This is a genomic window from Vibrio sp. 1457 (assembly GCF_033340195.1).
Taxonomy (GTDB): domain Bacteria; phylum Pseudomonadota; class Gammaproteobacteria; order Enterobacterales; family Vibrionaceae; genus Vibrio; species Vibrio alginolyticus.
Genome location: NZ_JAWOWA010000004.1, coordinates 330497 through 330737, shown reverse-complemented (window position 1 = coordinate 330737; position 241 = coordinate 330497). Strand labels below are relative to the sequence as shown.

Genomic DNA, 241 nt, shown 5'->3' with positions numbered 1-241 from the left:
GAACCTGCGTTAGAAACGTCCGAGTCCGTTGAGTCAGAACAAGTTGAAGCAGGCTTACCAACTGAATCAGAAGATGAATTCAATTTTGACGAGCTGGATCTTCCTGAGTTTAGTGAAGAAGATGCTCTAGCATCTATGGCTGGCGAACCTGCGTTAGAAACGTCCGAGTCCGTTGAGTCAGAACAAGTTGAAGCAGGCTTACCAACTGAATCAGAAGATGAGTTCAATTTTGACGAGCTGG

1 pseudogene is annotated in these 241 nt (G+C 45.6%); it reads left to right on the top strand.

Annotation, left to right across the window (positions count from 1 at the left end):
- Positions 1-241 (top strand): annotated as a pseudogene (locus R7Z41_RS06760) (hypothetical protein); the annotation flags it as partial.